The 3,232-nt window shown below is 58.4% G+C and carries 2 rRNA genes; both read left to right on the top strand.

Annotated features, from left to right (window positions below):
* Positions 1-232 precede the first annotated feature (232 nt).
* Positions 233-2,970 (top strand): 23S ribosomal RNA (locus tag BUB97_RS25330).
* A gap of 121 nt (positions 2,971-3,091) precedes the next feature.
* A 5S ribosomal RNA gene (gene rrf, locus BUB97_RS25325) occupies positions 3,092-3,206 on the top strand.
* The last annotated feature ends 26 nt before the right edge of the window (positions 3,207-3,232 follow it).

The raw sequence follows: 3,232 nt of genomic DNA, 5'->3' as shown, positions 1-3,232 counted from the left end.
CCTGGCTTGGGTGGTTTCTCGTGTTCTTTGACAAGTGAAGATGGAATGGTGTGTTGAGTAGCCCTTGTGCTGCTGACGCGCGCTGGCTTTTGGGCTGGCGTTGATGTTGGTGGTGCTGGGTTTTTGAGAGGAATGCGTACTCGGTGTCTGCTGTCCGATTGGACATGCGGGCTTGATGCGAGGGGGGCTTTGGCTCTTTGCGTATTGGTCCTGCGTGCGGGCGGTGGAGAGAGATGAGTGAAAGAAGGGCGTTCGGTGGATGCCTTGGCGCCAAGAGGCGATGAAGGACGTGGCACGCTGCGAAAAGCCGCGGGGAGATGCGAGCGATCGTTGATCCGCGGATGTCCGAATGGGGAAACCCCTCCTTTATGGAGATCCTCAGCTGAATTCATAGGCTGTGGAGGCGAACCCGGGGAACTGAAACATCTCAGTACCTGGAGGAAAAGACATCAACAGAGATTCCGCGAGTAGTGGCGAGCGAAAGCGGAGTAGGCCAGTGGCCATCATGTGTTAAGCCGAAGGATCTGGAAAGGTCCGCCGCAGCGGGTGATAGCCCCGTAGGCGTATGGCGCGTGATGGTCCTTGAGTAAGGCGGGGCACGTGAAACCCTGTCTGAACATGGGGGGACCACCCTCCAAGCCTAAATACTCCTTGGCGACCGATAGTGCACAAGTACCGTGAGGGAAAGGTGAAAAGCACCCCGACAAGGGGAGTGAAAGAGACCTGAAACCGAACGCTTACAAGCAGTCGGAGCCCGCAAGGGTGACGGCGTACCTTTTGTATAATGGGTCCGCGAGTTCGTGTTGGCAGCAAGCTTAAGCCGTGAGGTGTAGGCGCAGCGAAAGCGAGTCTGACAAGGGCGCTTGAGTTGCCGGCATGAGACCCGAAACCGAGTGATCTAGCCATGGCCAGGCTGAAGGTGGGGTAACACCCACTGGAGGGCCGAACCCACGCCTGTTGAAAAAGTCGGGGATGAGCTGTGGCTAGGGGTGAAAGGCCAATCAAACTCGGAAATAGCTGGTTCTCCGCGAAATCTATTGAGGTAGATCGTCAGGTGGTCACCGCCGGAGGTAGAGCACCGGAAGGGCTAGGGGGGCCCAAAGCCCTACCAAACCCTACCGAACTCCGAATGCCGGTGAGTGTAGCCTGGCAGACAGACAGTGGGTGCTAAGGTCCATTGTCGAGAGGGAAACAGCCCAGACCACCAGCTAAGGCCCCTAATTCGTGGCTAAGTGGGAAAGCATGTGGGACGGCCAAAACAACCAGGAGGTTGGCTTAGAAGCAGCCATCCTTTAAAGAAAGCGTAATAGCTCACTGGTCTAATAGCTGTTCTGCGGCGAAAATGTAACGGGGCTCAAGCCACGAGCCGAAGCTGTGGGTGTGCAGCAATGCACGCGGTAGCGGAGCGTTCCCTAGGCCTGTGAAGGGAGACCCGTGAGGGCTCCTGGAGGTATGGGAAGTGCGAATGCGGACATGAGTAGCGACAAAGAGGGTGAGAACCCCTCTCGCCGAAAGTCCAAGGGTTCCTGCGCAAGGCCAATCCGCGCAGGGTGAGCCGGCCCCTAAGGCGAGGGCGACAGCCGTAGCCGATGGAAACAGGGTGAATATTCCCTGGCCCCCCAGATGTGACGACCATGAAGCGCGGTTCCCTCTTATCGGATTGAGGGGGCAGGTGGATTGGTCCGGGAAATAGCACTGGGATTATGGACCGTACCCGAAACCGACACAGGTGGACTGGTTGAGTATACCGAGGCGCTTGAGAGAACCATGCTGAAGGAACTAGGCAAATTGCTCGCGTAACTTCGGGATAAGCGAGACCCCATGGCGCGCAAGCGTTGTGGGGTGGCACAGACCAGGGGGTGGCGACTGTTTAGTAAAAACACAGGGCTCTGCGAAATCGAGAGATGACGTATAGGGTCTGACGCCTGCCCGGTGCCGGAAGGTTAAAAGGAGAGGTGCAAGCCTTGAATTGAAGCCCCGGTAAACGGCGGCCGTAACTATAACGGTCCTAAGGTAGCGAAATTCCTTGTCGGGTAAGTTCCGACCTGCACGAATGGCGTAACGACCTCCCCACTGTCTCCAGCATGGGCTCAGCGAAATTGAATTCCCCGTGAAGATGCGGGGTACCCGTGGTCAGACGGAAAGACCCTATGAACCTTTACTGCAGCTTGGCAGTGGCGCCAGGAAGGGACTGTGTAGGATAGGTGGGAGCCAATGAAGCAGGGGCGCTAGCCTCTGTGGAGGCAACCTTGAAATACCACCCTGTGCCTTTCTGGCGTCTAACCGAACCCCGTTAGCCGGGGTCGGGACCCTGCCTGGTGGGCAGTTTGACTGGGGCGGTCGCCTCCCAAAGTGTAACGGAGGCGCGCGATGGTGGGCTCAAGCCGGTCGGACATCGGCTGTTGAGTGCAAAGGCACAAGCCCGCCTGACTGCGAGCGCGACAGCGCGAGCAGAGACGAAAGTCGGCCTTAGTGATCCGGTGGTCCCGCGTGGAAGGGCCATCGCTCAACGGATAAAAGGTACTCTAGGGATAACAGGCTGATCTCCCCCAAGAGTCCACATCGACGGGGAGGTTTGGCACCTCGATGTCGGCTCATCGCATCCCGGGGCTGGAGCAGGTCCCAAGGGTTCGGCTGTTCGCCGATTAAAGCGGTACGTGAGCTGGGTTTAGAACGTCGTGAGACAGTTCGGTCCCTATCTGCCATGGGTGTTGGAGACTTGAGAGGATCTGTCCCTAGTACGAGAGGACCGGGATGGACGCACCTCTGGTGCACCGGTTGTCACGCCAGTGGCATCGCCGGGTAGCCAAGTGCGGAACGGATAACCGCTGAAGGCATCTAAGCGGGAAACCAGCCTCAAGACGAGGTCTCCCCAAGGGCCGTGATAGACCATCACGTTGATAGGCCGCAGGTGGAAGTCGGGTAACCGACGCAGCCGAGCGGTCCTAATCGCCCGATCGAACTCATCCCCCCCACCGCTGAGGCCTAAAAACCCTCGCCGTGCGCAGCACCAATACGCAAACCCCTCCCACACAACACACCAACCCATCCATCACACCATCCGTCCCCAAACCAAGATCTGGCCCGGTGGCCTGGTGCCTATAGCGAGGTTGCCACACCCGATCCCATCCCGAACTCGGCCGTGAAACACCTCCGCGCCTATGGTACTGCGTCTTAAGACGCGGGAGAGTCGGTCGGCGCCAGGCCACCAGACCAGATCTTGATCAAGGAC

Source organism: Muricoccus roseus (genome assembly GCF_900141905.1).
Taxonomy (GTDB): domain Bacteria; phylum Pseudomonadota; class Alphaproteobacteria; order Acetobacterales; family Acetobacteraceae; genus Roseomonas; species Roseomonas rosea.
Note: the sequence above shows the minus strand (reverse complement) of the source record. Positions and strands in the feature narration are given on the sequence as shown.